This is a genomic window from Psychrobacillus sp. Z3-81 (assembly GCF_056620325.1).
Genome location: NZ_JBWQPU010000004.1, coordinates 212,781 through 237,697, shown reverse-complemented (window position 1 = coordinate 237,697; position 24,917 = coordinate 212,781). Strand labels below are relative to the sequence as shown.

Annotated in this window: 23 protein-coding genes; 19 read left to right on the top strand and 4 right to left on the bottom strand. The window is 38.8% G+C overall.

Annotated elements, in window-relative coordinates; translation table 11 throughout:
• The first annotated feature begins 105 nt into the window (after positions 1 to 105).
• Positions 106 to 1,098, top strand: a complete 993-nt coding sequence (gene lplA, locus AC1ECF_RS06720; protein WP_480388633.1) for a lipoate--protein ligase — start codon at positions 106 to 108, stop codon at positions 1,096 to 1,098.
• A gap of 129 nt (positions 1,099 to 1,227) precedes the next feature.
• On the opposite strand, the gene AC1ECF_RS06715 is transcribed toward lplA, so the two are convergent.
• Entirely contained in the window at positions 1,228 to 1,425 is a 198-nt protein-coding gene (locus AC1ECF_RS06715; RefSeq protein ID WP_480388632.1) for a hypothetical protein, read from the bottom strand.
• Positions 1,426 to 1,432: 7 nt separating this feature from the next.
• Positions 1,433 to 1,633: a nicotinamide mononucleotide transporter gene (locus AC1ECF_RS06710; protein ID WP_480388631.1), complete on the bottom strand. Its 201-nt coding sequence runs from the start codon at positions 1,631 to 1,633 to the stop codon at positions 1,433 to 1,435.
• A gap of 197 nt (positions 1,634 to 1,830) precedes the next feature.
• Here AC1ECF_RS06710 and AC1ECF_RS06705 point away from each other — a divergent pair, with 197 nt between their 5' ends.
• The 6 genes from AC1ECF_RS06705 (at position 1,831) to AC1ECF_RS06680 (ending at position 11,224) form a co-directional block, all read left to right on the top strand.
• Positions 1,831 to 2,535: a response regulator transcription factor gene (locus AC1ECF_RS06705; RefSeq protein ID WP_480388630.1), complete on the top strand. Its 705-nt coding sequence runs from the start codon at positions 1,831 to 1,833 to the stop codon at positions 2,533 to 2,535.
• On the top strand, positions 2,535 to 3,560 hold the full coding sequence (locus AC1ECF_RS06700; RefSeq protein WP_480388629.1) for a sensor histidine kinase: 1,026 nt from the start codon (positions 2,535 to 2,537) through the stop codon (positions 3,558 to 3,560). Before AC1ECF_RS06705 ends, AC1ECF_RS06700 begins: the two co-directional genes overlap by 1 nt.
• A complete protein-coding gene (locus tag AC1ECF_RS06695; RefSeq protein ID WP_480388628.1) occupies positions 3,541 to 4,311 on the top strand; it encodes an ABC transporter ATP-binding protein in 771 nt (256 codons plus the stop codon). The genes AC1ECF_RS06700 and AC1ECF_RS06695 overlap by 20 nt, the downstream gene beginning before the upstream one ends.
• Positions 4,286 to 6,214, top strand: coding sequence for an ABC transporter permease (locus tag AC1ECF_RS06690; RefSeq protein WP_480388627.1), 1,929 nt, complete (start codon positions 4,286 to 4,288; stop codon positions 6,212 to 6,214). Before AC1ECF_RS06695 ends, AC1ECF_RS06690 begins: the two co-directional genes overlap by 26 nt.
• A 733-nt stretch (positions 6,215 to 6,947) precedes the next feature.
• Positions 6,948 to 8,495, top strand: coding sequence for a fatty acid--CoA ligase family protein (locus AC1ECF_RS06685; protein WP_480388697.1), 1,548 nt, complete (start codon positions 6,948 to 6,950; stop codon positions 8,493 to 8,495).
• Between the two features lie 752 nt (positions 8,496 to 9,247).
• On the top strand, positions 9,248 to 11,224 hold the full coding sequence (locus AC1ECF_RS06680) for a prolyl oligopeptidase family serine peptidase (protein WP_480388626.1): 1,977 nt from the start codon (positions 9,248 to 9,250) through the stop codon (positions 11,222 to 11,224).
• A gap of 56 nt (positions 11,225 to 11,280) precedes the next feature.
• Here AC1ECF_RS06680 and AC1ECF_RS06675 read toward each other — a convergent pair whose 3' ends face one another.
• Entirely contained in the window at positions 11,281 to 12,639 is a 1,359-nt protein-coding gene (locus tag AC1ECF_RS06675) for an amino acid permease (RefSeq protein ID WP_480388625.1), read from the bottom strand.
• A gap of 176 nt (positions 12,640 to 12,815) precedes the next feature.
• Between AC1ECF_RS06675 and AC1ECF_RS06670 the strand changes: the two genes are divergently transcribed.
• The 12 genes from AC1ECF_RS06670 to AC1ECF_RS06615 all read left to right on the top strand — a co-directional run bounded on the left by AC1ECF_RS06670 (position 12,816) and on the right by AC1ECF_RS06615 (position 24,150).
• Positions 12,816 to 13,526 (top strand): ABC transporter ATP-binding protein, encoded by a 711-nt coding sequence (locus AC1ECF_RS06670; protein ID WP_480388624.1) that lies wholly within the window; start codon positions 12,816 to 12,818, stop codon positions 13,524 to 13,526.
• Positions 13,523 to 14,272: an ABC transporter permease gene (locus tag AC1ECF_RS06665; protein ID WP_480388623.1), complete on the top strand. Its 750-nt coding sequence runs from the start codon at positions 13,523 to 13,525 to the stop codon at positions 14,270 to 14,272. Before AC1ECF_RS06670 ends, AC1ECF_RS06665 begins: the two co-directional genes overlap by 4 nt.
• Before the next feature lie 463 nt (positions 14,273 to 14,735).
• Positions 14,736 to 15,113, top strand: a complete 378-nt coding sequence (locus AC1ECF_RS06660) for a CopG family transcriptional regulator (RefSeq protein ID WP_480388622.1) — start codon at positions 14,736 to 14,738, stop codon at positions 15,111 to 15,113.
• Positions 15,114 to 15,568: 455 nt separating this feature from the next.
• On the top strand, positions 15,569 to 16,354 hold the full coding sequence (locus tag AC1ECF_RS06655; RefSeq protein ID WP_480388621.1) for a hypothetical protein: 786 nt from the start codon (positions 15,569 to 15,571) through the stop codon (positions 16,352 to 16,354).
• Positions 16,355 to 16,413: 59 nt separating this feature from the next.
• Positions 16,414 to 18,261 (top strand): SLC13 family permease, encoded by a 1,848-nt coding sequence (locus AC1ECF_RS06650; RefSeq protein ID WP_480388620.1) that lies wholly within the window; start codon positions 16,414 to 16,416, stop codon positions 18,259 to 18,261.
• Between the two features lie 19 nt (positions 18,262 to 18,280).
• A complete protein-coding gene (locus tag AC1ECF_RS06645; RefSeq protein ID WP_480388619.1) occupies positions 18,281 to 18,724 on the top strand; it encodes an NUDIX hydrolase in 444 nt (147 codons plus the stop codon).
• 232 nt (positions 18,725 to 18,956) lie between these two features.
• Positions 18,957 to 19,595, top strand: coding sequence for a class I SAM-dependent methyltransferase (locus AC1ECF_RS06640; protein WP_480388618.1), 639 nt, complete (start codon positions 18,957 to 18,959; stop codon positions 19,593 to 19,595).
• Between the two features lie 13 nt (positions 19,596 to 19,608).
• Positions 19,609 to 20,079 carry an S-ribosylhomocysteine lyase gene (locus tag AC1ECF_RS06635; protein WP_480388617.1) on the top strand — a complete coding sequence of 157 codons (471 nt, stop codon included), beginning with the start codon at positions 19,609 to 19,611 and terminating at the stop codon, positions 20,077 to 20,079.
• Positions 20,080 to 21,009, top strand: coding sequence for a PLP-dependent cysteine synthase family protein (locus AC1ECF_RS06630; RefSeq protein ID WP_480388616.1), 930 nt, complete (start codon positions 20,080 to 20,082; stop codon positions 21,007 to 21,009).
• A 4-nt stretch (positions 21,010 to 21,013) separates the two neighbouring features.
• Positions 21,014 to 22,147, top strand: coding sequence for a bifunctional cystathionine gamma-lyase/homocysteine desulfhydrase (locus AC1ECF_RS06625; RefSeq protein ID WP_480388615.1), 1,134 nt, complete (start codon positions 21,014 to 21,016; stop codon positions 22,145 to 22,147).
• Between the two features lie 146 nt (positions 22,148 to 22,293).
• Positions 22,294 to 23,040: an SDR family NAD(P)-dependent oxidoreductase gene (locus tag AC1ECF_RS06620; protein WP_480388614.1), complete on the top strand. Its 747-nt coding sequence runs from the start codon at positions 22,294 to 22,296 to the stop codon at positions 23,038 to 23,040.
• A 93-nt stretch (positions 23,041 to 23,133) separates the two neighbouring features.
• Positions 23,134 to 24,150 carry a serine hydrolase domain-containing protein gene (locus AC1ECF_RS06615; RefSeq protein ID WP_480388613.1) on the top strand — a complete coding sequence of 339 codons (1,017 nt, stop codon included), beginning with the start codon at positions 23,134 to 23,136 and terminating at the stop codon, positions 24,148 to 24,150.
• A 493-nt stretch (positions 24,151 to 24,643) separates the two neighbouring features.
• Here AC1ECF_RS06615 and AC1ECF_RS06610 read toward each other — a convergent pair whose 3' ends face one another.
• Entirely contained in the window at positions 24,644 to 24,889 is a 246-nt protein-coding gene (locus AC1ECF_RS06610; RefSeq protein ID WP_480388612.1) for a hypothetical protein, read from the bottom strand.
• Positions 24,890 to 24,917 lie beyond the last annotated feature (28 nt).

Below are 24,917 nucleotides of genomic sequence, written 5' to 3'. Positions count from 1 at the left end.
CTGTTATATAACTGTATTTGTTATTTGTATTGTATTATAACACAGATTATTTTGTCAACACATTTTCACATTTTTTGTTAAAATGGTCATAAAGGAGTGAAGTACATGTATTTTATAAATAATAAAGGAATAACTGACCCGCGTATTAACTTGGCAATTGAGGAATATGCTCTCAATACAATGGATATTGAAAAGGACTCTTTCTTACTTTTCTACATAAACCAGCCGTCTATCATCATTGGTCGAAATCAAAATACGATTGAAGAAATCAACACAGATTACGTAGAGAAAAATGGAATAATTCCCGTGCGGAGACTTTCAGGCGGTGGAGCAGTATATCACGATTTAGGAAACTTAAATTTTAGTTTCATAACAAAGGATGATGGAGATAGCTTCCGAAACTTCAAGAAATTCACCCAGCCTGTAGTAGATGCCTTAGCAAAGTTGGGTGTTAAAGCTGAGCTTTCCGGGAGAAATGATATTTTAGCTGAAGGGAAGAAAATATCCGGGAATGCACAATTCACAACAAAGGGAAGAATGTTTAGTCACGGAACATTAATGTTTGATACTGAAATTGACGCAGTTGTATCTGCTTTAAAGGTAAGTAAAGAAAAGATTGAGTCGAAGGGTATTAAATCTATTCGAAGCCGTGTAGCAAACATTGTTGATTTTCTTGAGGAGCCAATGACGATTGAAGAGTTCCGTCAAGAAATCTTAAACTCCATTTTTGGTGGAGCAGAAAACGTGAAGTATTGGGAGCTGACAGAGGAAGATTGGAAGAACATTCATAAGCTCTCAGAAGAACGTTATCAGACTTGGGAATGGAATTTTGGGAAATCACCAAGATTTAATATCCGTCATTCTCATCGCTTCCCCACTGGATCAGTAGATGTTCGCTTAGAAGTGAACAAGGGAGTAATTGAAGAAGTAAAATTCTTTGGTGATTTCTTTGGAGTTGGTGAGGTTGAGGAAGTCGAAGTATTGCTTGTAGGTAAGAACTATAGCAGAAATGCGATTGAACAAGCTTTGGAAACAGTAGACGTTCCTAAATACTTTGGAGGAATATCTAAAGAAGAGCTTATCGGATTAATTTACTAAGATTCAAAACAAATTAGATGAAGCACTTGTGATTCAAAATTCTTATTTGAATCACAAGTGCTTTTCTGCTTTCGGTGTTAGATTTTCTATACCTTAGAGTTTTCGATAGTTCAAACAAGCAGGGTACCATTAGTGTCCTGTTACTTGCTTGTTGGGCAGTTTATAGGCTTTAGCGTTTTCCTTATTCATTTCACCAATTCCCGCTTTTTGCCCCTTATGCATTCTCACCCAGTTAACATAGCCATTGATGGAATTAATCAAGAATAAGTCTACATGACCATCATGGACCAATCGTTTCCGACAGATTGGATAAGTGTTATAAACCATAACAGAATCATCGATAAACGTTCACAGCTATCAATAAATTCCATTGCTCCGCAAAACGTTTCAACATGAGGATCTGTGCGATGACAGATAATACGACAGCAGCAGAGTCTATACGAACCTGCTGACCACCCATGGCGTTAAAGAAGAAGGCATATAGAATGCTGCCTAAGGTGGTAATGCTTATTACAACCACGCTGTCTATTCGCATGTCTAAAAACCAAAACAAAAAATGTTTAAAATATATTAAAGATGAATTTAGCTGGAAAAAATATAATGCTATTATTTACCTATATCATTTAGGTAGATAAAGGTAAAATAATATAAGAACATAATGGAGAAATAAGCATGAAAGAATCATTTTTTGTTATGATGAAATAGAACGAATGCTTTTTTAGGAGGATAACGGTGACTACACATAAAGTATTAGTAGTAGAAGATGATCGTAAAATAGCATCACTCTTAGCAGAAACCTTGCGTAAATATCATTACGACGTTTGTACAATAAAAGATTTTGACAATATCATTGAAGAATTTAAAGAATATGATCCGCACATTGTGTTATTAGATGTAAATTTACCTTCCTATGACGGTTACTATTGGTGTCGTCAGCTGAGACAATATACGACTTGCCCAATTATCTTTGTTTCTGCTAGGTCCGGTGAGATGGATCAAGTATTTGCGCTCGAAAATGGTGGCGATGACTTTATCACTAAGCCTTTTCACTATGAAATTGTGTTAGCTAAGATTAAAAGTCATCTACGAAGAAGCTATGGAGAGTATGCCGCTAAACATGAGGAAAGAGTTGTTAGGACTGGAAAGCTGGAATTATTTTTAGAAAGAATGGAACTACATATAAGAGAAATTCAAATTCCCTTGCAAAAGAAAGAAAATACGATATTAGAGCTATTATTAAGAAATTACCCTAAGGTGGTCACAAGGGAGCAACTTTTGGAGGAGCTTTGGGATGACCAATCCTTTGTTGATGAAAATACCTTGAATGTGAATATGACGCGTGTTCGTAAAAAGCTAGCGGATTATAAAGTGACATCGACGATTGAAACCGTTAGAGGAGCAGGCTATCGTTTAAACCTAAGCTCGGAGGATGCGTAATGATACGTTTATTTTTAAAGGAGCATGTAATTTTTATTGTGTTCCAATTGTTTGTCGTCTTGTTTGTAATGCTACTGTATTGGCTGGATGGATTCCGAAATCTTGATACAGCAATATATTCAATTGTCATCAGCTTAATTTTAACATTGACGTTCCTGACTACTTTATTTTTAAAGAAAGCAGCATTTTATAAAAAAATCCTTTCTGTTCCGACCAAAGTGGAAGGAATTCTACAAAGAGAGGCACATTCGCCAGAAATAAGACAAATCGAAGTATATCTAGAGCATCTGTACAGACTGTATCAAAAAGAGCTCCAGCTTTTATATGCTAGTCAAAACAGACATCTTCAATTCATGAATAACTGGGTCCATCAAATGAAAACACCAATATCTGTACTAGAGCTAATGGCTCAAAATAATGAGCAGGTAGACGCTAAAAGCCTCTTGGAGGAAACAGATCGCTTGAAGAGAGGGCTTGATGCGGTTTTGATGAACGCAAGATTAGATACCTTTGAAGAAGATATGCAAATAGATCAGGTAGATTTAAAAGAATTGGTTACAGAAACCGTATCAAAGAATAAGCGATTGTTTATTGGGAATCGTATATATCCCTCTATCACGATAGAAGAGGGAAGTATGATTACAACCGATGCCAAATGGATGAGTTTGATCATTACTCAATTTATTACGAATGCGGTCAAGTATACCTTAGAGGAAAATAAAAGAATTTATTTCCATGCAGAAAGAGAGGAAGATTCTATCTTATTCTCCGTAAGAGATGAAGGGATGGGAATCCCTGCTGCGGATATAAAGCGTGTGACAAAAGCCTTTTTTACCGGTGAGAACGGAAGAAAAGTAGGAGAGTCCACTGGAATAGGACTATATCTTGCGCAAGAGGTATGTAGTCGATTGGGTCATGAGCTGACAATTGTATCCACTGTTGGAAAGGGTACAACTATCTCGATACGCTTTCAGCAACAAGAATCAAACAAGAGAGGTGATCAAGATGTCGATACTGATGCTTGAGGATATAACAAGAGTTTATGAAGGAAAAGTGGCGCATCTAGGATTAGATCAGCTTAGCTTTGAAGTAGAAAAGGGAGAGTTTATAGCGGTTATGGGTCCTTCCGGAAGTGGAAAAACAACGCTCCTGAATATTATTTCTACCATCGACCGACCTACCTCTGGAGATATTCTAATCAATGGCACAAATCCATTGAAGCTAGGTAAAGACGAGCTGTCCATTTTTCGAAGAAGACAGCTTGGTTTTGTATTTCAGGATTTTAATTTGCTTCCAGCACTTACGGTGGAAGAAAATATGATACTTCCCTTAACACTAGATAGAAGACCTGTGGAAGAAATGAAGAAAGAAGTACAAATGGTTGCAGAACGATTAAACTTACAAGGCATTTTAGAGAATAGACCCTCTGAAATTTCTGGAGGCCAAGCTCAGAGAACAGCGATTGGACGAGCCTTGATTCATCGACCAGCAATCATTCTTGCAGATGAGCCTACTGGTAACTTGGATTCAAAATCTTCAAGGGATGTATTGGAGCTATTAAGTAAAATTAATAAAGAAGAGAAGACGACTATTATTATGGTAACTCATGATCCGATAGCAGCTAGTTATTGTGATCGTGTCCTTTTTATCAAGGATGGTCAGTATTTTAATGAAATATATAAGGATGACCGCAGACAAACCTTTTTTCAACGAATTTTAAATGTGTTATCTCTCTTAGGTGGAAATGTAAATGACCTTTCAACAATTCGCTTATAACAATGTCATAAGAAATAGCCGTGTGTATTTTGCATTTTTCCTTGCAAGTAGTTTCTCGGTGATGGTGTTTTTTGTGTATTCCATGCTGATGTTTCACCCGAAGATAGAGGACCAATTTTTACGAGATATCGCCTTCGGTGGGATGCTAATGGCAGAAATTGTCCTTGGTATATTTACACTTTTCTTTTTGTTTTATTCCATGAACGCATTTATACAAGCCAGATCACAAGAATTTGGGATATTGCTTAACTTAGGGATGGAGAAAAGACAGCTATATCGTCTCATTTTTTTAGAAACGATGTTGTTAGGGTTTATATCTATTGCGGTAGGAATCTTTTTTGGTTATGCATTTTCTAAATTCTTTTTTATGATTATCCGAGAAATGTTCCTACTAGATAGTCTCCCTCTCTATTTTTCGTGGAAGCCCTTTACTCTCACCATTATCGTGTTCTTGTTTTTATTTATAACTATATCCTTTAGTAGTGTTATGTTCCTTGGAAAAACAGATATCATTCGGTTGATAAGAGGCTATGGAAAAAATAATGACCGAGCTGATTATAAAAAGTGGAGGGCAGCGTTAGGTCTGCTTCTCATCGTGAGCGCCTATGCATTAGTTATTTATTCAACCTTTTCTATGCATTGGTATGTTACTTTCATCATTATTTTCCTGGCATTGATTGGTACCTATTTCTTTTATACAGACAGTATCCTTTTCTTGTTATCTCGTCTTCGAAACAGTAAGAAGCATTATTGGAAGCCCTTCCGACTGATCGCCTTTGCCGAAACCCCAATAAAAGTAAAAGACAATGCACAAATGTTTTTTGTTGTAACCATCGTTTCGACAGTTGCATTCTTATCAGTGGGAGTGGTGACATCCTTTACTTCTTTTACTGCTCAGTATCGAGAAATGAATCCTATTAGTATATTTTATGCAAGTGAATGGGACAATCCTTATGAGGAGGAGCATATTACAAAACTTTCCCAAGAGCTACAGGCAGAGGGACTTTCATATGACCTTATCACGTTTCAGGTATTAAAGCAGACATCATCTAACTCGAATGAAGTGAAAAATATTGTGAAGGAATCAGAGATAAACAGCTTAGCCGTGGCATTAAACTTACCGATGATTAATCTAATACCTGGTGAGGCTCTTTCCATCCCAATAGATGAAGACGAGACTGACTTTCGTTATGAAGAAGGTCAGCAAACAGTTTTAGAAGAGAGCAACATCCCTTTGCAAGTCATTGGAACCTATGATGAGGCCATCTTCCCTGCAATAGCTCTAGAGGAGGGTGCCTTTATTATAAGCGATGAGGACTATGCACTTATAACGGAGCCGCTAGAAGGTTTAAGAATGGAATCGTCCATGACGAAATTCTATGCGTTCCATGTGTCTGAGTGGCTACGAACGAGGGATATTGGGGTAGAGCTAGACCAAGTAATGAGTGAGAGTATTGTGTCTGGTAAGAACAATAACTCCTTTTATTTTTCTAACCCTGGTTTAAATTATTCCATTATCCGAGCAACCTTTTCCTTGCTGCTATTCACTGGGCTCCTCGTAGCGGCTGTATTAATCCTAGCAGCAGGAAGCTTTGTTTACTTCAAGCTATATACAGACTTAGAACGAGACAAACGGCAATACGATGTGCTCAAAAGAATGGGTATTACGAATAAAGAGTTAAAAAAGATTGTCAATCGTCAGCTTGTCCCTCAATTCTTTTTACCTTGGGGCTTGGCAACACTGCACAGCACCTTCTCCTTTATCTTCCTACAAGCGTTTTGGGTGGATCTAGCTGCAGTGTCGATTGTGACTGAAATGCTCCTTGTATTAGTAGCCTTTACCATCATAGAGCTAGTATATTTCTTTTTAATACGTTGGAGATATCTAGCGCATATTCAATAACTCTGTTTACAAGGCTGACATTAGTTGTCAGGAGTAATCTGCCATGTGACTGGGACATAACTGATTCATTGGTTATAAAATTTCCTCTTACTATACTAGGATGCCGGCTTGTTCTAGGGAGGAAAAACTAAAAACGTCACTTCGTGTGACAACGTCTTCCAGATCGACATCCTGTTGATTTCTATGGAAAGTGAACGGCACAGTGGAGAACTCTGAGGCAAAAAAATAGACAGAAGCAAGATTGGACAAACCCCATTCCTTTCTTGATAAGTTTGATTCTTTTTGGAATTTATTGATCCAAATTTACTATTAGTAGGAATCACTATTGGTTCGGAGCAACGTCGGCGACTCCTGTGGGAACAGCAAATTTATTTGCGACGAAAGCGGAGCGCCAGGAGCACCGACTGGCTAATTAAGGAAGGAAAACTAAAAGCGTCACATCCTGTGACAACGTTTTCCTGACCAACATCCTGTTGGCCTCAATCCGTGCCCACGGAAAGCGTCCGACGCAGCGGAGAACCATGAGAGATTAAATAGGAAGCCCTTATGATTCAGAGCATCTTATAGAATCATAAGGGTTTTCATTTTATTTATCCCGGCAACTTCCATTTCTAGGCGCGTTCTTCAGCCGGCCCCTATACCCAATTTTTATTGAATTGTCAAAACTTTTCCTATATAATTATATTGGGGATAAAATGAATGACCATTCATTCAAATTTAGAGGGGAGTTATTATTATGTTAGCGACAAAAGTTCAACAAAGGGCTTCCATAAATCCTGATAAGATTGCTTATCATTTTATGGGAAAAGATACTACATATGCAGAGTTCAATCAGTCAGTCGAGCAATTTGCAACAGCTCTTTCTTCTCAGGGGATTAAAAAAGGAGATAATGTAGCATTCTTGTTAGGAAATTCACCACATTTCTTAATTTCACTCTACGCAACTATGCGTATTGGGGCAACCGCTGTACCAATTAATCCAATCTATGCGCCAGATGAAATCAGCTATATTGTGAAAAATAGTGAGGCAAAGGCAATAATTGCTCTAGATGCTTTTATTCCGCTTGTCCAAAAGGCAGCAGGTATGTTTACGTCGGTTGAAAGCTATATAATCTGTGAAACGGACCCTTCAACACCAGAAAAGCTAGCTGCATTGCCTAATGAAATAAAAGCAAAGGTAAAATCCTTTACCTATCTTCTAAGCACTACAATGGCGAATGTATCGGAAGTAGAAATTCTTCCAGATGATACTGCTGTAATTTTATATACTTCTGGTACAACCGGACACCCAAAAGGTGCAATGCTCACTTTTCAAAATATCTATTCCAATGCGAGAGATGTTGCAGAGTATTTACAGTTCGATACTGAGGATAGGATTATTGCTACTCTACCTGTATTCCATGTTTTCGCTTTAACGGTTGTGGTAAATGCTCCTCTTCTTACTGGAGCTACTATCCTGCTGGTTCCAAAGTTTAGTCCACAGGACGTATTTAGAGTTGCGAAAGAACATAAGGCGACTGTTTTCGCAGGAGTTCCAACCATGTTTAATTTCCTATACCAATACCCAGATGGGAATGTGGAAGACTTTGCAAATATTCGATTAGCAATCTCTGGTGGGTCATCTCTACCGATTGCTTTGCTTCATAACTTCGAAGATAAATTTAATGTGCGCATTTCTGAAGGGTATGGTCTTTCAGAAGCTTCCCCTGTTACATGCTTTAATCCAATTGACCGAGAAAGAAAACCTGGCTCTATCGGGATGTCGATTGTGAACGTGGAAAATAAGGTTGTAAATGAGCTAGGGGAAGAAGTGCCAGTAGGGGAAGTAGGAGAGCTTATCGTAAGAGGGCCGAATGTGATGAAGGGTTACTACAACATGCCTGAAGAAACACAGCATACAATTCGTGACGGCTGGCTTTATACAGGAGACCTTGCTCGAAAGGATGAAGAGGGATATTTCTATATTGTAGACCGCAAGAAGGATATGATTATCGTTGGAGGCTATAATGTGTATCCACGTGAAGTGGAAGAAGTATTATTTGCACATCCAGGTATCGTTGAGGCCGCAGTAATCGGAGTACCTGACCCAAACTTTGGAGAAGAAGTTCTAGCGTTTATTGTGAAAAAAGATGCTAGCCTAACAGAAGAACAATTAAAGGAATTTTGCGCTGAAAAGCTAGCAAAATATAAAGTGCCTAAGAGCTTTGAATTTTTAGAGGAGCTTCCAAAAAATACGACAGGAAAAATCCTCCGTCGTTCTTTAAAAGCACAGCATGTATAAAGAGATCCAAGGCTAAAGGAATAGATGGTTTAGGAACAGCCGAATGATGCTGGGACAAAACTGTTCCTTTCTTGATAGGTTCTATTCTTTTTGAAATTTATTGATAAAATTTTATTTTTAGTAGGTAACAATGATTGGTTCGTAGCAGCGTCGGCGACTCCAACAGGATGAAGGAGACAGGTAAGACATGGCAACGGCACGCGTAGCGTTCGGCTATGGCTTACTTTAAGGAAGGAAAACTAAAAACGTGACATCGTGTGACAACGTTTTCCTGACCAACATCCTGTTGGCCTCCGACGCAGCGGAGAACCTAGTGGATCAAAATTTTAACGGAAGAAGGCGTTTGTACAAACTGCATTCATTTTCTTGATAAGTTTGATTCTTACTGGAATTTATTGATCAAATTTACTTATAGGTAGGAATTACTATTGGTTCGGAGCAGCGTCGGCGACTCCAGTGGGAACAGCAAATTTATTTGCGACGAAAGCGGAGCGACAGGAGCACCGAGGGAGAGACAATGGCTCGAGCCGTGCTCACGGAAAGCGTCCGACGCAGCGGAGAACCTAAAAGTAAAGAGTAAGAAAGTACTTACGATTCTTATTAAAGAATTATAAGTGCTTTTTTGTTTTGTCCCAGCCTCATATCCTCAGAAAACAAATAAGAAGTTATCAACTATTTTTCTCAGAAAAAAGGAAATAGATTTCGTGTGTCGAAATAGTTAGTACACTATAGAGAAAAGAGAGGGAACGAGAATGTCTAAACGTAAGTTAGAAGCAAGGGATTTATTTAACCTTCAATCAGTTACCAATCCAGTATTTTCACCTGATGGGGAAAAGGCAGTTTTTATTAGAACCGAAATGAACGAAGAGGATAATAAGTATTATTCCTATTTATACTATATTGATTTACAGACTAACACAGTTTCAAAATGGACCCACAACAAAGAGCGAGTTTCTTCTCCGAAATGGTCTAAGGATGGATCCTACATAGCGTTTTTATCTAATCGAAAGGAAAAGAATCAGCTCTTTTTAATACCTGCAGCTGGAGGAGAGGCAAGGCAGCTGACTGAATTAGAAGAAGGGGTTTCTAGCTTTCAATGGTCTCCATGTAATAAAAAGATATGGTTTAATGCTCCTTTAAAGAAAGGGAAAAGCTGGTCTGATGAACCGGAAAAAGACGAAAAAAAGCAGCCTGAGGCATATGTGGTAGATAAAATGAAATATCATGCAGATGGAGTAGGATTGCTTCCTCAGGACAGCTATAGACAGATAGGCTATGTAGAAATAGAAAGCAAGGAAATTACGCAATTTACAGAAGGAGATTTCCAATACAGTCTCCAAGTAATTTCCCACGATGGAAAAAAACTAGTGATGGGTGTTAATCGTGAAGAAAATCAAGATTTTTCTTTTAAACAGCTTTTATTGCTAGTAGATATTCATACAAAAGAGGAAATTACGATAAAGGACGAGGAAGGCTATTTTGGAGATGCAGCGTTTTCCTTTGATGATCAATATATAGCATTCGCTGGGGCGAATAGAGCTTTCCAAAATGCGACACATACAGGGGTTTATGTGTTTGATACGAAAAATTCAACAACGATTAAGCTGACAGAAGGACTAGATGCTCCGGTAGGAGATTATACAGCAAGTGACCTCCAGCAAGGGGCAAGTGCACCGAGCGTAATTTGGACCAAGGACAATCATTTATATTTTCAATTGTCCACAATGGGAGACGTTCGTTTATACTTCGCAACATTAGAAGGAGAAATATATCCAGCTTCTCCGGAAAATGAGCATGTATATGGGTATGACATAGATCCAGCGGGGAAATTCTCAATTGCAACAATAAGCACCCCAATATTTCCCGGGGAATTATTTCAGCTAAATTTGTCGACTGGTGAGCGCAAACAGTTAACTACTTTTAATGAAGATTATTTGAAAGAGGTAGAGCTTGTAGAACCAGAAGCAATTGTCTTTAAAGGAGTAAAAGAATGGGATGTCCATGGCTGGTTAATGAAGCCTGCAGGTTTTGTAGAAGGAGAAAAGTATCCACTAGTGGTAGAAATACATGGCGGTCCCCATGCGATGTATGGGAATACTTTCTTCCATGAATTGCAGCTGCTTGCAGCACAAGGCTATGGAGTCCTCTATGTAAACCCAAGAGGAAGTCATTCTTATAGCCAAGAGTTTGTAGATGCTGTTCGCGGAGATTATGGTGGTGGAGATTATGAGGATATTATGGCAGGAGTAGATTATGCTCTTTCTACCTATGATTGGATTGACCAAGGACGCTTAGGAGTTACTGGTGGAAGCTATGGAGGCTTTATGACGAACTGGATTGTTGGTCATACGAACCGTTTTAAAGCAGCAGTTACACAACGCTCCATTTCAAACTGGATAAGCTTCTATGGAGTTTCAGATATTGGCTATTACTTCACACCATGGCAAATAGGAACCGATATGACAGACATCGACGCACTATGGGATGCTTCACCCTTAAAATATGCTGCAAATGTAGAAACGCCTTTATTGATTCTACACAGCGAAAACGACTACCGCTGTCCAATCGAACAAGCACAGCAGTTATATATTACGTTAAAGGCAATGGGGAAAGAGGTTGGCTTTGTAAGATTTCCTCAAGCAGATCACAATCTCTCACGAGTAGGATTACCAAATCTTCGCCAAACCCGTTTGGAGCAGATAACAGGTTGGTTTGAAAAATTTCTATAAAGCTACTAACATAATAAGCCCCTCCGATTTATTTACGAATCGGAAGGGCTTTTTTACTATTTTCTCTTATGATAACCGTTTCGATAATAAAAGAATACTAACCCTATTATCCAAATAGGTCCCACAATTAAAGCTATTCTGGTATCTGGAAAGTAAGCCATTAATCCAAGTACTAATACTAAAAAGGCAAGCGCTAGATATGATCCTAATGGGAAAAATAATGCCTTGTAGGAAAGCCTTGATACTTCTCCTTTAGTCAAGCTTTTTCGGAATTTCAAATGAGATATTAAGATAATACCCCAGGTCCACACTGCTCCAAATGTAGAAATACTCGTTACCCATATAAACACTTTTTCAGGGACTAAATAGTTTAAAACTACTCCTATAAGAAGCAGCAAAGCGGAAAAGACAATTGCTTTTGATGGAACGCCTGTACGGCTAATTTTCCGAAAGGAAGCAGGTGCCTGCTTTTGATCGGCTAAATTAAATAACATTCTGCCAGTACTGAAAATACCACTATTACAGCTTGATAAAGCAGCGGTAAGTACAACAAAATTAATAATTCCAGCAGCTGGTCCGATGCCGATTTTTTCAAACATTAATACAAAGGGACTTCCATTACTTCCAATTTCGTTCCATGGATAGATGGACATGATGACAAATAGTGCTCCCACATAAAACAAAAGAATACGCCAGAACACGGTATCTATTGCGCGTGGAATGACTTTTTTAGGGTTTTTCGCTTCTCCAGCTGTCACACCAATCATTTCAACACCTAAATAAGCAAACATAACCATTTGAAGCGACATGAGAACACCAGTTAAGCCGTTAGGGGCAAACCCTCCATTGCTCCATAAATTGCTGATCCCAACAGGGATACCACCGTTTCCTATACCGAAAAGAATGACGCCTAATCCAACAACAATCATTGCGATTATTGCAACAATCTTAATGAGAGCAAACCAAAACTCAAATTCACCATATGCCTTAACGGCAATTAAATTGACTAATGTCATAATAATTAATGCAGCCAATGCCCAAATCCAAGGAGCTGTATCCGGGAACCACATTTTCATATAGACTCCTACGGCAGTGATTTCCGCCATACAAGTGACTACCCAAAGAAACCAATAATTCCATCCGGTTATGTATCCAGCAAGAGGACCTAAATAGTCTCTAGCATATCTACTGAATGAGCCTGAAACAGGATTATGTACAGCCATTTCACCTAGGGCACGCATAATGATAAATATTGCTAACCCCCCAATAATATAAGAGATGAGGATTGCAGGACCTGCTAACTGGATGGCTGTAGCAGAACCTAAAAATAATCCTACTCCAATTGCAGCTCCTAATGACATTAATGTGATATGTCGCTGCTCAAGACCTCGTTGTAGCTGCTGATTTCCACCCATTCATTTTGCTCTCCTTTATTATAGAATTTTTCACTAGTTCCCACTTTAACATATGAATGAAGGGGGGAGTAGCTACATTTGAAGTATATTATGATAAAATTATATGCATATTCTGGACAGAGAATGATGGTTTGTCTATCTTATTTTGTTAAGAGAAAGAGTGGGTACCAGATTTTATGACAGCAATATTAGAGATAAAACAAGTGGGGAAAAAAGGGTGGGAAACTAAGGAAGCTTCGAGACCTTACTTGTTCAAAAATATAACTTCGGACGTGTGCTCAAAAGATCGAATTGCTCTATTGGGTAAATCGGGGCAAGGAAAGAGCACTTTTTTACGTTGCTTATCTATTTTGGATATGTTTGATGATGGAAGTGTAATTTTGGATGGATCTTCATATAAACAAGTGCCTCCTCAGGAATGGAGGACAAGCATTGTATATGTGGCTCAGCAAAGTACCATGCTTCCAGGTACCATTGAAGATAATCTAAAAACAGTTAGTAGAATACATAATCGCCCTTTTGAAGAAGAACTGGCTAAAGAGTGGATGAACGAGCTGGGATTGGATGAGTTAGGTTGGAACAAGGATGCTAGTTTATTATCCGGTGGAGAAAAGCAAAGGCTTGCATTGATTCGTTCCTTGCTCTTACGGCCTCGTATATTATTACTAGACGAGGTAACAGCATCACTTGACCAACAAAGTAGGGATCAAGTGGAAAAGCTTTTATTAAAATTAAATAAGGAAGAAGGAGTTACTTATATCTGGGTCACTCATGATTGGGAGCAGGCTATAAGAATAAGTAACCGAGTATGGTATATGGAAAATGGAATGCTAATGAAGGATATCAGTACAGATGCATTTTTTCGTGAAATGAAGGTGACGGAGTGAGTTTCTTAGCCTTAAACTTTACTTTATTATTTGTTCTTATAACTATGCTAGTCTCTGTCTGGCAGAAGCTTGGCTTAGAAAAAGACATAGCAGTTGGCACAGTTCGATCGGCTGTTCAGCTTCTGGCGGTGGGATATATCCTGCATTTCATATTTGAATCACAGAATACACTTTTTATCATTGGTATTATTTCTATTATGATACTCGTAGCAGCACAGAATGCTGCTAAACGTGCAAAAGGCATGGAGGGGATATTTTGGAGAATAGTTCTTTCTATTGCTACGATGGAAATTCTAATGATGGGTCTACTGTTAGGTCTTCAAATTATTGAACCTACTCCACAATATATTATTCCGTTAAGTGGGATGACGATAGGGAATGCCATGGTTGCCTGTGGTCTGTACTTAACACAGCTTAAGAGAGAGTCTGAAACAGCACGAGGAGAAATCGAGACTCTTCTTTCGTTGGGGGCAACAGAAAGGCAGGCTGTGCAAGAGGTACTAAAGCGTTCCGTGAAATTCAGTATGATTCCAACAATAGATGCTATGAAAACAGTGGGACTAGTCCAGTTACCGGGAATGATGACGGGGATGATTATTGCCGGCGCGGATCCTATTGAAGCAGTTCGTTATCAAATCCTCATCATGTTTACGTTTACCAGCTCGTCGGCCATTACCAGCATGATATTAAGTCTATTATGCTATAAAAAGCTATTTACTAAGGATATGATATTGAAAAAGTGGTAGCATGGAAGAATGTGTTTACAAAAGTTTACCAATACGTGCGGTTTCTTATAGAATACTTGCGCAAGGTGTAGTGTTACGTGCGAAGCTAGATAGGTTACTTGCTATTTCAATGGCATTACTTGCGATACTTGCCTGTTTACTTGCGATCATCAACAAGTCTGTAAATTTTTAAGCTCCGAAGTACTGACTAAAGGGTCCGTCTGAAATTGACTTTCCAGACGGACCCTTTCCTATTAGTATCTTGTTTCTTTAAGTTTGATTCTCCAAGAGGCATCTGCCCCTGCCAGTCCTTTTTCTACAATTCCATTATTACCACAGAAACCTCTTTATTGTTCCCGCTCTCCAACTAGGAATGTAATTATCTTAATATTATAAAATTCTGAAAATAGTAAAAATGCACTATATGGAAATTTGTGTAAGACAAATATAATGAATAAAAAGATGGTAAGGGGATGGTATGCGGATGGCAGAAACAGAAAAGATTACGATAAACATGAATGTGGTAGAGCTAGGAAAAGTAGATTTATTAGTGGAACAAGGGTTTTACTCCAATCGAACAGACTTTATAAAGGCTTCTATTAGGAGTCAGCTTTCTACGCATAGTCAGGTGATAGAGCAGGTTGTTAATTTAAAATCCTTTGTTATGGGAGTAAGTGTGTTCTCAAAAAGTGACCTTGAAAAATTAGCTGCATCCAATAAAAAAGTATCTATTAAAGTAATTGGAATGCTTGTTTTAAGTGAGGATATAGATGAGGAGCTAGCTAAGCAGACGATTAACTCTATAAAAGTCTTAGGAGTATTTAGAGCATCTCCAAGAATTAAGTCTCTTTTTGTAGAATAAAGCTATAAAAAAGGCTTGCCAAAATCATGACGTTGGCACACGATGTGCCGTTTTTAGTTTTCCATCTTGTTTCGGATGCTTCCGAAACAATGTGATTTTCCGCACGGTGCTCCGGTATCCTCGTGGAAAGCGTCCGACGTAGAAGAGAACCTTAGGAGACCAAAAAACGAAAGCGTTTATGATTCTTATCAAATGAAATCATAAGCGCTTTCCGTTTGGTTTAACCTCTACTGCCTATAAAAGTAAAAGCCTAATAAATATCGCTATAAGTCCAATCCCTAAATACATCCACATTTTAATCGTTTGTGTTTTTCGCTCTTTTCTCCGTCGATCTTCCTTTAAAATAGGATACTCCTTTTCCAGGTTTCGAATAAAACCTTCCTCCTTTGATTTTTCCGATTATTTACAATTATAACAAAAATGGTTTATGATATACATATAAAAGGAGGCTAATAATGGAGAAAAAGCTTACTATACTATTTACCTCGTTAGGGACAATATTTCTTATTGCCGCCTGGTTGTTTAACTTAGGTTTCTTGGGAACAATCCCAAATAGCATTGTTTTGCTATCAGTACTTAATGGGCTAAGCATTTTATTCTTCCTGACTGCGCTTCTATATTGTAAGAAAAATGGGTTTAGAACGGCTGTATTAGGTGTTTTTTATCTACTAACTATGTTATTTCCCTTATTATCTCTGACTTTTAAACCGACAGCATCAAACCTTTTAAATTTGATATCTTTCTTTGTTATATGTATTTCTGCTCTAATTTTAGTAGTAAGACAGAAAGGGATAGATAGAACCAATTGGTACAGAGGAGGATATCCACGATATGTTGCCGTCTATGTTATAGCTTTTATTAGCTCAGCTTTCTATAGACCACTATTATCTTTAGCTTTGTTAATTATTATATTGTGGATGGTTACTAGATACTTAGAAATTGACGAGGACCACATTATATACGAGCTAGAGCTATTCAATATTGTGATCTATTCTCGTAGATATTCTTTGGAGGATATAAAAGAACTGAAATTTATGAGAGCGGGCTGGATGGACCAAGCAGCTATTTTAAAGCTACATAAGGGAATGGACATTAAGCTTTATTACTTTAAGCCAGAGAATATATATTCACACTTATACCAGTTTGGGTTGGATAACGATGTGAAGATAAATAGAACAAAGGATTATGAAATGCTGGAAACCAGAAGAAAGAGGAAAGAAAAGGAAATGGGTTTACAATAGAGTAGATACCGCTTCTTCCTATATAATAAGTAGTAGTAAAGGAAGAAAGGAATCTATTTATGCAACTTGTTTTAACATTTACAATTCTCATCATTAGTATCATCTTATTTATCACGAATAAAGTGAGGGCTGACCTTGTTGCACTTGGCGCACTTTTAGCCTTTGTTATCTCCGGGATTTTGGAGACCGAGGAAGCTTTAGCGGGTTTTTCTAACTCCGTAGTGATTATGATAGCTGGGCTATTTGTGGTGGGTGCCGGTATTGTGAGAACCGGGCTTGCGAAATCAGCAGGTAATCTACTACTTAAATGGTCTGGAGATAGTGAAGGAAAGCTTTTTATCCTGTTACTTGTTATTACTGGTAGTGTTGGTGCGTTCATGAGTAATACGGGGACTGTTGCCCTTATGCTGCCGATCGTAATAAGTGTTGCACTAAGTATTAAAAGTAGTCCCTCCAATTATTTAATACCACTTTCATACATAAGTAGCTTATCAGGTCTATTAACCTTGATTGCCACACCAGCAAACCTAATTGTTAGTCAGGTGCTTGTAGATAATGGTTATGAAAAACTTGGATTTTTTGAAATCACACCTGTAGGAATAATTGCAATCCTGACAGGTATTTTATATTTTGCAATTGCTCGGAAATGGGTTTTGCCAAAAACGAAAAACAAAAATACAGTTAAGGTAGGTAACAAGCTATCTCCTCAACAGCTAGCAAACGAATATAAGTTAAAGGGAAGCCTACACCTAGCCACTGTTCCTTCTGGATCTTTAATGATTGGGAAGAGACTAGCTGATATGAAGCTTCCTGCCAAATATCATCTAGCTATATTAAAAATCGAAAGATGTTCAAAGGAAGGGCTGAATATTCTTCCAATCACTTATGAACAAATGGCTGGACCATCAAGCACTGTGCACGAAAAAGATAAACTTTATATTCAGGGGCCTGCAGAAGAAGTAGCTAGGTTCATCAATGACTATCAGCTGGAAAGATCGGAAGAAGAAAATCCAGTAGCCGATGCACTTGTATCTAAGCAACTAGGAATAGCGGAGGTTTTATTAACTCCTCATTCGAGCCTCATTAATGAAACGGTAGCAGGGATTGGCTTCCGTGAAAAATATAACTTAAATATTTTGGGAATCAACCGCAAAGGGGAATATATCCTCTATGATATGGGTGACGTAAAGCTGCGGTTTGGGGATGCCATTCTTGTCCAAGGGGAATGGGATGAGATAGAGCTTTTATCCAAATCTGTTCAAGACGTCGTAGTTGTAGGGCAGCCAAAGGAGCATGCGGGTATGGCCGCTGCAAGTGGAAAGGCCCCTATTGCTGGTGGCATCATGCTTTTAATGATCGTCCTCATGGTGTTAGAGATCTTCCCAGCCGTGATCTCTGTTTTAATCGCAGCTGTTCTAATGGTCATCACGGGCTGCTTGCGGAATATGGATGATGCATATGGGAAAATGAACTGGGAAAGCTTGATTCTCATTGCTGCGATGCTACCAATGGCAACCGCACTTGAAAAAACAGGGGGAATGGTCATTCTCTCCGAAGGTATGATTGATATTTTAGGTGGCTTTGGGCCATATGGTGTTCTAGTAGGTATTTACTTAATCACTATGGTATTTGGACAATTTATTAGTAATACGGCTACTGCGGTTTTATTCGCACCTATTGCAATGAATGCTGCAATAAGTATAGGAGCAAACCCATATACGTTTTTAATTGCGATTGCCGTTTCTTCGAGTATGGCTTTTGCAACTCCAGTGGCGTCACCTACGAATGCGTTAGTGATGACAGCAGGAGGATATAAATTTATGGATTTTGTGAGAGCAGGTATTCCATTACAAATTGTCATGATGATTGTCATGCTGCTAATAATTCCAATATTTTTCCCAATCTAAATAAAAAGGGGGTAGAGAAATGATTATGCCAACGCATATAGTTGCTGCAGGGGCAATAGTAGTAAATGAAAAGGGACATTTACTCCTAGTGAAGACAGAGCATGGGGGCTGGGTCTATCCAGGAGGACAAATAGAGGTTGGAGAAAACATAATAGATGGACTAATTCGAGAGGTAAAAGAGGAAAGCGGAATTGATGTAACAGTAGATAAACTAATTGGTGTCTATTCGAATACAGCGATCTATAAATGGTACGATGGTGTTACAGATGTTCCGACTAAACTGATGATGGACTTTATTTGCACCCCAATAGGTGGTGTCCTCACCACCTCAGAAGAAACCTCTGAGGTGAGATGGGTACCAAAAGAAGAGGTATTGCAGATGGTTACAGCACCAGCCATCCGTACTCGCCTCGAAGCTTTTTACAAAAACGAGGGATATCCATCACTTACAAAGAATATGTGACATCCCCTGAATTCGAAATAAAAGTGGAAAGAACTATATAAATAGAAAAATCAAAGCCAAGGATTCTAATCCTTGGCTTTTTTATCGCTGTTTTTGGTTAATGTAACCAAAAACGGGAATAGAAAACTATAATTCTTTTATTCAGGTGATGAATATGATATAACTATTAATAGTTGCTTTTAATTCATAGTAAACAACTAGGAATAATACCCTTAATGAAAGAGGTTAAACAATGGGCAGAGAATTTGTAAACATTTTTGATGAATGGGCAGACTCTTATGATGCTTCTGTGACCGGTAATGACCCGGAATACAAAGATGTTTTTGAAGGATATGAGGCTATCTTAGACGAGGTTGTGAAAAGAGCTTCAGGAATCGTCGTGGAATTTGGCACTGGAACTGGCAACTTAACTGCTAAGCTTATAGCTGCTGGGAATGACGTGATCGGAATCGAGCCGAACGAAAAGATGAGAGAAATGACAGCAAAAAGGTTTCCAAACCATGAAATAATAGATGGAGATTTACTCCAATTTGATATACAAAACAAAGAAATCACCGCTTTTGCAAGCTCCTTTGTTTTTCACCATTTGACGGATGAAGAAAAAGGAGAGGCATTAAAGGTATACGCTAGCCTTTTACCGGCTGGTGGAAAAGTTGTATTTGCAGACACTGCTTTTATTACGGAGGATGCAAAGCAAGCGCAAATTAAGAAGGAAAGAGACCGTAGCTTTCACAATGTTGCGGATGATTTAGAGCGTGAATACTACACGACGATTCCCACTCTTACAGAATTGTTTGAAGAAGCAGGATTTCAAGCAAGCTTCTCGAAAATGAATGATTATGTATGGATTATGGATGCAACTAAAAAATAAGGAGCGACAAACCATGAAAAAAATGAATGTAGAAAGCTTTAATCTTGATCACACAAAAGTGGTAGCACCATTTGTACGCTTAGCTGGTAAAAAGAAAGGTATTCATGGAGACGAGATATATAAATATGACATCCGCTTCAAGCAACCAAACAAAGAGCATATGGAGATGCCAGGCTTACACTCCTTAGAACATTTAATGGCTGAAAATATACGTAACCATACGGACCAAGTAGTAGACTTAAGTCCAATGGGCTGCCAAACAGGCTTCTACCTATCCGTTATTAATCATGAAAGCTATGAGGAAATCTTAGAGATTTTAGAGAAGACATTAGAGGATGTATTACAAGCAACAGAAGTGCCAGCTTGTAATGAAGTGCAATGTGGCTGGGCGGCAAGCCATAGTTTAGAGGGGGCTAAGGAAATTGCTTCTCAAATGCTTGCAAAGAAAGATGAATGGCATGTCATTTATAACGAGGAAGCATAAATGAAAATTGTAAAAAGCGTGCAGGAGTTAGTAGGAAATACTCCAGTTATAGAGATTTCACATATAGAGATACCTAATAAATGCAGCATTTTTGCGAAGCTGGAGTATATGAATCCAGGAGGAAGTGTGAAGGACCGATTAGGTCTTTCTTTAATTGAGGATGCAGAAAGAACTGGAAAGCTTCTCCCAGACGGTACTATTATTGAACCCACAGCTGGTAATACCGGGATTGGTGTTGCGCTAGCAGCAATCGGGAAGGGTTATCAGGTTATTTTTGTTGTTCCTGAAAAATTTAGCTTGGAAAAACAAACCCTTATGCGCGCATTGGGTGCAAAGGTAATCAATACAGAAACGAGACTAGGGATGAAGGGTGCTATCGACAAGGCAAAAGAGTTAGTGGAAGAAATCTCGAATGCCTTTTCCCCCTCTCAGTTTTCGAATCAAGCGAATCCAGATACTTATATAAAGACATTAGGTCCCGAGCTATGGAACGATTTAGATGGAACCATTGATATTTTTGTCGCTGGTGCAGGATCGGGTGGTACGTTTATGGGAACATCCACTTATCTAAAGGCACAAAACCCTAAAATAAAAACAGTGATTGTGGAACCAGAGGGCTCCATCTTAAATGGCGGAGAGGCTGGCTCCCATGCGACAGAAGGAATTGGCATGGAATTTCTACCGACCTTTATGGATACGGCTTATTTTGATGCTATTCATACAGTAAGCGATAGAAATGCTTTTCATCAGTTAAGAAGGCTTTCGAAGGAAGAGGGACTTCTTGTTGGTAGCTCATCAGGGGCTGCTTTCTATGCCGCTTTAAAGGAAGCGGAGAGTGCAAAGGAAGGAAGTCATATCGTAACGATTTTTCCGGATTCCAGCGAGCGTTATTTAAGTCAGAAGGTATATGAGCTATTCAAGGAGGAATAAATACATGCGTGCAAAAACAAAGCTAATTCATGCTGGGATATTTGGCGATGAAGCAACAGGAGCAGTATCTACACCAATTTATCAGGTGAGCACTTACAAGCAAGAGGCAGTAGGTAAATTTAAAGGCTATGAATATTCTCGTACAGGAAATCCGACGCGTCATGCTTTAGAAGTATTAATCAGTGATTTAGAGGGCGGGATAGCAGGATTTGCCTTTGCATCAGGCATGGCAGCAACTAGCTCCATCATGATGATGTTTAGCAAGGGTGACCATGTCATTCTTACAGATGATGTGTATGGAGGAACATTCCGTGTCATTTCAAAGGTTTTAAACCGCTTTGGAATCGATTCTACATTTGTTGATACTGGAGATCTTGCAAACGTAGAGGCAGCAATCAAAGAAAATACAAAAGCCATTTTCTTAGAAACGCCTACTAATCCTTTATTGAAGGTAACAGACATAGAGGAGATTGCAAAGTTTGCAAAAGAAAAAGGTCTATTAACTATAGTGGACAATACATTTATGACTCCTTATTTACAGCAGCCGATTGCACTTGGAGCTGATATCGTGGTGCACAGCGCAACGAAATATTTAGGTGGTCATAGCGATGTAGTGGCAGGATTAGTTGTTGTTAATTCCGAGCAGCTTGCTGCGGATCTTCATTTCGTTCAGAACTCTGTAGGAGCAGTTCTAGGACCTCAGGATTCTTGGCTATTAATGAGAGGAATTAAAACGCTAGGTGTTCGTATGGAGGAGCATAACAGCAATGCGCAGCAGATAGCAGAGTTTTTAAATAACCATGCTGCAGTTTCCAAGGTATTCTATCCAGGACTTCCAACACACCCAGGTCATGAATTAATGAAGAAACAAACTTCAGGCTTTGGTGGAATGATTTCCTTTGATGTAGGAAGCGCTGAAAAAGCAGATGAGCTATTAGCAAAGCTTCACTATTTTACACTAGCAGAAAGTCTAGGTGCTGTGGAGAGCTTAATCTCTGTGCCTGCTAGAATGACTCACGCCTCTATTCCTGCAGAGCGTCGTGCAGAGCTTGGTATCACAGATGGTCTCGTACGAATTTCAGTAGGCATTGAGGATGTAGAAGATCTAATCGAGGATTTAAGTCAAGCATTGGCATAATAAAACAGGGTATTCAAAGAGGCTTCCTTTTTGAATACCTTTTTTATTTGGGATACATATCAATCCTTTCCATTCAATACTTTATGTTTCATCAAGGAGAACGAGGGAATTATATTAGAAAACTATTGAAAGGGAGTGGGTTACATATGACTAAAACAGCAATCATTACTGGCGGTGGCGGAGGGTTAGGACGAGCAACTGCCCTAAAACTAGCGGAAGCTGGTGTAAATATTACAATTGTAGACGTTTCGGAGGAACAAGGAAATGAGACAATCCGTTTAATAGAGGAGAAAGGCGCTAAAGGTCTCTTTATTAAAGCGGACGTAACCAAAGCGGAAGAGGTAAAGAAATATGTCGAGGAAACAAAGCAAACCTTTGGCTCAATCGATATGTTCTTTAATAATGCAGGAATTTCAGGTCCAGGGAAAAAGTTCTTGGATAATTCACTGCAGCAAATAGAGCTCGTTCTTGATATTAATCTAAAAGGAGCCTTATATGGCTTATATTATGTACTTCCTGAAATGATAGCAAATGGGGGAGGGAGAATCGTTAATACTTCGTCAACGGCGGGTGTTGTTGGGCAAAGTGGAGTAGTTTCTTACTCAGCTACTAAACATGGTCTCGTAGGAGTGACAAAATCGTTGGCAGCAGAATATGCTCCTCAAGGAATCCAAATCAATGCAATTGCGCCTGGATCCACTGAAACTCCTATGGTTAAGGAATATAGAGCAGCAAATCCAGAAATGTTTGAAGCCATTAATTCAACTATTCCACAGGGACGCTTAGGACAGCCTGAAGAGGTTGCAGAGCTAGTAGCCTTTCTTTTAACAGGGGAAGCAAAATATATTAATGGAACTGTCATACCAATCGACGGAGGATTTAGTGCAATTTAATCTACTGGATGACAATTTCTATAATAAGGGCATTAATTCGATAAAGGATTAATGCCCTTATTAATGGAATATTCATAGAGAGGGGGTTTAATTATGTTAAATGAATTAAAGGATACCTGTAGAGAGGTAGAATTCTCAGGGGGTATTTTGATTAAGAAAGAAAAAGAAACATTCATAGAGTTAAGTGAGGGTTATGCAAATCGCTCTGAACGGATAGAGAACAGTTCTGCTACAAGATATGGCATTGCTTCTGGATGTAAGCTTTTTACTGCCATAGCAATCTGCCAGCTAGTGCAAGAAGGAAGTCTAGCCTTCGAAACGAGGCTTGAAGATTGTTTAGATGTTGACTTCCCGAGCTTTGATAAAGGGATAACGATTCACCACTTGCTAACACACACAGCGGGTATTCCTGATTATTTTGATGAAGAAGTAATGGATGATTTTGAAGAGTTATGGATAGAGAATCCTATGTATCTTTTAAGAAATTTAAAGGATTTCTTACCTTTATTTCAAGAACACCAGATGAAGTCAAAGGTAGGAGAAAAATTCCACTATAACAATGCAGGATACATAATTCTTGGTCTAATAGTAGAGAGAGCAAGTGGGATGTCATTTTCAGATTTTGTAGAAGAACGTATCTTTCAAAAAGCAAACATGAACAGTTCTGGCTACTTTGAACTGGATGCGCTACCGCAAAGCACGGCATTAGGTTACATTGATTTTCCAAACGGGCAATGGAAAACGAATATATACTCCTTACCTGTAAAGGGCGGTTCCGATGGAGGAGCCTTTGTAACAATAGAGGATATGGGGAAGCTATGGGATGCACTAATCGATAACAGATTACTTCAAGAAGAATATACGAACATACTCTTAAAGCCACATGTTCCTTCGGGTAATGCGGATAGCTATTACGGTTATGGAGTATGGATAAAGAAAAAAGAAAAGGGAATTTTTAAATATCATATCATGGGGTATGATCCAGGTGTCAGTTTCCACTCTGCTTTTTATCCAAATTCTTCTGTCCAGGTTGTAGTCTGTTCGAACAAATCGGACGGTGCATATGATGTTATGCAGGATATTGAACAGCAAATAGAAAAATTTAAATGAACCAGAGTATGCGTACCAAGTTAACACCGTTAACTTTTATCATCTAGTGTCACCATCAATTGGGTTAGATTTTTGTAAACATTCTTCCCCAATTTGAATAAGGTAAGAAGAAGGGAAAATTCAATAATACAGCCTGAAATTTATCCTTGAATCAGGATGATACAGGAGAAAGAGGCTGGGCCAGAACCGAATTCTTAAGTGAAAGAGAATGGTACAAAATAATTTTTTGAGATTTGTTATACATTCTTTTTACCAGTTTCTTATCAAGATTTATTTATTAGAAGTTACTACTAATGGTTCGGAACAGCGTCGGTGACTCCTGCGGGAACAGCACGAGGGAGAGACTACAGGCTCGAGCCGTGCCCGCGGAAAGCATCCGACGCAGTGAAGAACCAAACATTTTAAAAGTAAGAAAGTACTTACGCTTCATCAAAAATATAAAATCGCAAGTGCTGTTCTATTGTTTTGTTCCAGGGTCTTGAGTGAAGAGGTTTTACCAGAAAAAAGCACCAGCAAGTGCGACACCTGCAATAGCTCCTAAAGCAATTCCATAACCAAAGCCAGGTCCACCCCAGCCCCAGCCCCAGCTGTAGCCACCGTGATTGTCAGGTCGAATCCATACCATGCGATCATCGACTCTTGTTATATGTCCAACATGAACTTTTCCATCTTTACAAGTAATCCGAACTCTTTTTCCATGATGTTGGCAACAAATATTATAAGCTTGTGAATGAGTCATTTAAATTTCTCCTCCCCTCTTCCAAAAT